Origin of the sequence: Sphaerisporangium sp. NPDC049002 (assembly GCF_040649355.1) — a bacterium.
GTDB lineage: Bacteria > Actinomycetota > Actinomycetes > Streptosporangiales > Streptosporangiaceae > Sphaerisporangium.
Map to the genome: position 1 here is coordinate 1 of NZ_JBEZFH010000338.1, position 4,879 is coordinate 4,879.

Below are 4,879 nucleotides of genomic sequence, written 5' to 3' on the forward strand. Positions count from 1 at the left end.
GCCGCGTCCACCACCACCTGGGTGTACGAGCAGGCGGAGCCGATGGCGACCTATCTGGCGAGCGTGCAGATCGGGCGCTACCAGGCGGCCGAGGTGGACGGTCCCGTGCCCCAGCGGCTACTGTACCCTCCCCGGCTCGCCGCGCGGGCGCGTCACGACTTCGCCCGCCAGGAGCGGATGACCGCCCTGTTCACCGAGTGCTTCGGCCCCTACCCGTTCCCGTCCTACACCGTGGTGGTGGTCGACGACGATTTGGAGATCCCGGTCGAGGCCCAGGGGATGTCGATCTTCGGCAGGAACCACGTGGACGGCCGGCGCGGCGAGGAGCGCCTGGTCGCCCACGAACTGGCGCACCAGTGGTTCGGCAACAGCCTGACGCTGGAGAGCTGGCGCGAGATCTGGCTGCACGAGGGGTTCGCCGCGTACGCCGAGTGGCTGTGGTCGGAGGCCTCCGGGGACGAGACCGCCGACGCCCTGGCCGATCGCTGGCACCGCAGGCTCGCGAAGCTCCCCCAGGACTTCGCGCTGGCCGACCCTGGCGCGCGACGGCTGTTCGACGACCGCGTCTACAAGCGTGGCGCGCTCACCGTTCACGCCCTGCGGCGCACGCTCGGCGACGACGCGTTCTTCGCCCTGCTGCGCGAGTGGACGACGACCTACCAGCACGGAACCGTCACCACCGACCGGTTCACCCGCCTCGCGGGCCGTTTCGCCCCCCTGGACGACTTCTTCGCCTCCTGGCTGTACGCCGAGCGCCTTCCCGCCCTTCCCCGATAGGAATTCATGTATTCCCTATTGAATTTATAGGGATCTGGTCGCAGGATCAGGGGTGACGATCCTCCAGTAGCGCAGGAGACCGTGGAGGACCGTTTCGTGAGCGACGGCCGGCTACGGGCCTACCTGACCGGGCGGCGTGCTCTCCGGACCGTCTGGGGGCTCTCCATCGGGGTGGCGAGATGCCCGGTGACCAGGTGTTTCAGGGCGCGCAGGAAGATCTCGCGCTCCTCCTCGGGGAGCGTGCCCAGCGCCTCCTCGTGGACGCCGTCGACGATCTCCTGGCTCCGCGCGGCGACCCGGGCGCCCTCCTCGGTGACCGCGACGATGCGGGCCCGCCGGTCCTTGCCGGAGGGGCGGCGCTCGGCGAGGCCGGCCTCCTCCAGGGCGTCGACCGTCACCACCATCGTGGTCTTGTCCATGTCGCCGATCTCCGCGAGCTGGATCTGCGTGCGCTCCTCCTCCAGGGCGTGGACCAGCACACAGTGCATGCGCGCCGTGAGCCCGATCTCGGCGAGCGCCGCCGCCATGCGGGTGCGCAGGACATGGCTGGTGTGGTCGAGCAGGAACGACAGGTCCGGCTTCGTGCGGGCGGGCGCCATGGCGGTCATCCCGCCAGCATAACAATTCGTCCCGTGGCGGATTATCCGGCAGAAGAACCTTAGGACTCTTAGTGTGGCCACCACGCGGGCAGGATCGCGGGGTGCGGGGCATGGTTGAGGAGGTCGGCGTGAGCGAGGCACTGCCCGTCATCGACGTGACGGCACTGATGGGACCGGCCACGGCCCGGGCGGACGCCGGTGACCCCGGTGACCCCGGCGGGCGAGGCCGTACGGCAGCCGAGCGGGTCGCGCTGGAGATCGGGGACGCCTGCCGGGAGAGCGGGTTCTTCTACGTCACCGGGCACGGCGTGCCCGACCGGCTCCTGCGGGAGCTGGACTCCGCCGCGCGCCGCTTCTTCGCCCTGCCGCTCGACCGGAAGATGGAGATCTCGATGGAGAAGGGCGGCCGGGCCTGGCGCGGGTTCTTCCCCGTCGGCGCGGAGCTCACCTCGGGACGGCCTGACCTGAAGGAGGGGCTCTACTTCGGGACCGAGTCGGCGGCGGACGACCCGCGCCCGCTGCACGGCCGCAACCTGTTCCCCTCGGAGGTGCCCGAGCTGGGCCTGGCCGTGACCGCGTACCTCGGCGCGCTCACGGAGGTCGCCCAGGGCGTGATGCGCGGCATCGCCCTGAGTCTCGGCCTGCGGCGGGACTACTTCTCCACCGGCTACACCGCCGACCCCACCATCCTCTTCCGGATATTCCACTACCCGCCCGCCCCGCCGGACGCGGACGGCTGGGGTGTGGGCGAGCACACCGACTACGGCCTGCTGACCCTGCTCCTCCAGGACGGCAACGGCGGCCTGCAGGTGCACGGCAGGAACGGATGGGTCGACGCCCCGCCCGTCCCCGGCACGTTCGTGTGCAACATCGGCGACATGCTCGACAAGCTGACCGGGTCCCACTACCGGTCGACGCCCCACCGCGTACGCAACCTCAGCGGGCGGAGCCGCCTGTCGTTCCCGTTCTTCTTCGACCCCGGCTGGGACGCCGAGGTGCCCCCGCTCCCCGCGCTGCCGTACAGCCAAGGAGGACGCCCCCGCTGGGACGGGCAGGACCTGCGCGCCTTCACGGGAACCTACGGCGACTATCTCACCGCCAAGGTCGCCAAGGTCTTCCCCCGCCTCGGATCCGAGGTGATCGGCGGATCGGACCGGACCTGAGGCGTGGACCCGGGCCCGAGGCGAGCCGCGGACCGTCCCTCAGGCCGGGGTGATGGGCAGCAGCACCCTGAACCGGGTGTCCCCCGGCGAGGACTCCACCCGGATGTCCCCGTGGTGCTTGTTGACGATGATCCGATAGGAGATGTCCAGCCCGAGCCCCGTGCCCTCGCCGACCGCCTTGGTGGTGAAGAACGGCTCGAAGATGCGCGGCCGGATCTCGGCGGGGATGCCGGGCCCGGTGTCGGCGATCTCGACGAAGATGCGGTCGGCCTCGTGCCCGGTGCGCAGGGTGAGGGTGCCGCCCTCTGGTCGCATCGCCGCGAAGGCGTTGTCGATCAGGTTGGTCCACACCTGGTTCAGCTCGGCGGCGTACGCGGGGACCAGGGGCACCGTGCGGTCGTACTCCTTGACCGTGCGCACGCCCTCGGGCGTCTTGGCCTGCATCATGGTCAGCGTGGCGTCGAGCAGGTCGTGCACGTCGACGGTCTGGTAGGGGGCACGGTCGAGCTGGGAGTACTGCTTGGCCGCCGAGACCAGGGTGGAGACGCGGGTGACGGCGTCGTCGATCTCCCCCATCAGCAGCTCGGTCTCGATCGTGTAGGTGAGCCACCGTACGGCGGCCTCCAGGTTCTCCCCGCCCACGGCGCCGGTGATCTGCTCCAGCCACCGCACGTCGATGCCGCCTGCCACCAGCGTGGGCGCGAGCTCCCACCCGCCGGTGACGTCGTGGTCGTCGAGCCAGTCGCCTAGCTCGTCCTCGGCGTCGGCGGTGGCCATGACCGACAGGGGCGCCGCGCTCGCGGCCCGCTTGACCGCGTCCTCCTGGAGCTCGACGAGGTCGTGCAGCCTGCTGCCGTCCAGCCGCCCATCGGCGATCATGGCCAGCTTGTGGCGCATGCCGGCGACCCGCTCACGCAGCACGGCGGTGGCCCGTACGGCCGCGGCGGCGGGGTTGTTCAGCTCGTGGGTCAGCCCGGCCGACAGCGAGCCGAGAGCGAGCAGCCGCTCGCGTTCCCCGACGATCGTCTGGTTGGCGCGCATGCCGAAGAACATGCCCTCCAGCAGGTGGGTCGCCATCGGGAACCACTCGCGCAGCGACTTGGCGAGTACCGTCGCGGGCACCGCGAACAGCTCGACGTCGCTGATGGCGTGCAGGCTGCTGGAGTAGCTCTGGCCGACCTCGTCACCGAGGTAGGCCTGCATGGCGCCCGCGTACACGCCCCGCTGCTCGGTGCGGGTGACCTCGACCTCGTCGCCCTGGATGCGCCGGGTCAGCGCGATCGTGCCGGTGAGCAGCTGGTAGAAGCAGGTCGCCGGCTCGCCCTCCTGGTAGACCGTGGTGCCCCCGGGCCAGCGCTCCACCCGGCCGTGCTCGACGAACCTCGCGAGCTGCGCGTCGTCGAGCGCCTCGAACAGGAACAGGGTGCGCAGCTCATCGGCGGTCAGACGATCGCCCGTGTCACCGCGCCCGGCGGCGGTGTCGGCCGGCTCGGTCATTGGGCCTCCAGGTAACGGTGGATCAGGGAGACCGCCATCGCGCCCTCGCCCACGGCGGACGCGACACGCTTGACCGAGTCGGCCCTCACGTCGCCCGCGGCGAAGACGCCCGGCATGCTGGACTCCAGATGGTAGGGGTCGCGGGGAAGTGACCACCCCGGCGGTCGCTGGCCGTCGGCGAGCAGGTCGGGCCCGGTGAGCACGAAGCCCCGCTGGTCGCGGACGACCGCCTTGTCGAGCCATTCGGTGCGCGGCTCGGCGCCGATGAAGATGAACAGCCACGAGGTGTCGACCGCGCGCACCCGCCCGGAGCGGGGGTCGCACAGCGACAGCCGTTCGAGGTGGTCGTCGCCCTCGGCGGAGACCACCTGGCTGTGCGGGTGGACCTCGATGTTGTCGTGGCTCTCGATCTGGTCGATCAGGTACTGCGACATCGACCGCCGGAGGTCCCCGGCCCGGATGAGGATGTGCACGCGCCGGGCGTAACGGGAGAAGTGCACGGCCGCCTGCCCGGCGGAGTTGGCGCCTCCGACGATGTAGATCTCCTGGCCGGCGCAGCTCGGGGCCTCGGTGGCCGCCGACCCGTAGAAGACGCCCCGGCCGGTCAGCTCCGCCAGGCCCGGCGCCTCCAGCATGCGATAGGAGACCCCTGTGGCGAGCACGACCGTGTGGGCGGCGATGACGGTGCCGTCGCCGAACCGGAGCAGCCGGGTCGACCCCCCGGACTCCAGGGCGACGACCTCGCGGGCGCCGAACTTCTCGACGGCCGCGTCGGCGAGCACCAGCGCGACCATCGCCTCAGCGACGATACCGGCGGCCGGAACCGCGCACACATCCGACCTC

5 protein-coding genes are annotated in these 4,879 nt (G+C 71.2%); 2 read left to right on the forward strand and 3 right to left on the reverse strand.

Annotation, left to right across the window (positions count from 1 at the left end):
* On the forward strand, nucleotides 1–777 hold a 777-nt coding region (locus AB0B89_RS34805; protein WP_358561531.1), incomplete at its 5' end, for a M1 family aminopeptidase.
* 119 nt (nucleotides 778–896) lie between these two features.
* On the opposite strand, the gene AB0B89_RS34810 is transcribed toward AB0B89_RS34805, so the two are convergent.
* Nucleotides 897–1,385, reverse strand: a complete 489-nt coding sequence (locus AB0B89_RS34810) for a MarR family winged helix-turn-helix transcriptional regulator (protein ID WP_358561534.1) — start codon at nucleotides 1,383–1,385, stop codon at nucleotides 897–899.
* A 119-nt stretch (nucleotides 1,386–1,504) separates the two neighbouring features.
* On the opposite strand from AB0B89_RS34810, the gene AB0B89_RS34815 reads away from it, so the two are divergent.
* On the forward strand, nucleotides 1,505–2,539 hold the full coding sequence (locus AB0B89_RS34815; protein WP_358561537.1) for a 2-oxoglutarate and iron-dependent oxygenase domain-containing protein: 1,035 nt from the start codon (nucleotides 1,505–1,507) through the stop codon (nucleotides 2,537–2,539).
* A gap of 39 nt (nucleotides 2,540–2,578) precedes the next feature.
* On the opposite strand, the gene AB0B89_RS34820 is transcribed toward AB0B89_RS34815, so the two are convergent.
* Together AB0B89_RS34820 and AB0B89_RS34825 are read right to left on the reverse strand one after the other, a co-directional pair.
* Complete coding sequence (locus AB0B89_RS34820) at nucleotides 2,579–4,036, reverse strand: ATP-binding protein (protein ID WP_358561540.1); 1,458 nt, start codon at nucleotides 4,034–4,036, stop codon at nucleotides 2,579–2,581.
* Nucleotides 4,033–4,879, reverse strand: an 847-nt coding sequence (locus tag AB0B89_RS34825; protein WP_358561543.1) for an FAD-dependent oxidoreductase, incomplete at its 5' end; no start/stop codon positions are given. The genes AB0B89_RS34825 and AB0B89_RS34820, both read right to left, overlap by 4 nt.

What these genes read in the sequence shown, in the direction of transcription:
- AB0B89_RS34810 (WP_358561534.1), bottom strand. Translation starts at nt 1,385, where the DNA reads ATGACCGCCATGGCGCCCGCCCGCACGAAGCCGGACCTGTCGTTCCTG.
- AB0B89_RS34820 (WP_358561540.1), bottom strand. Translation starts at nt 4,036, where the DNA reads ATGACCGAGCCGGCCGACACCGCCGCCGGGCGCGGTGACACGGGCGAT.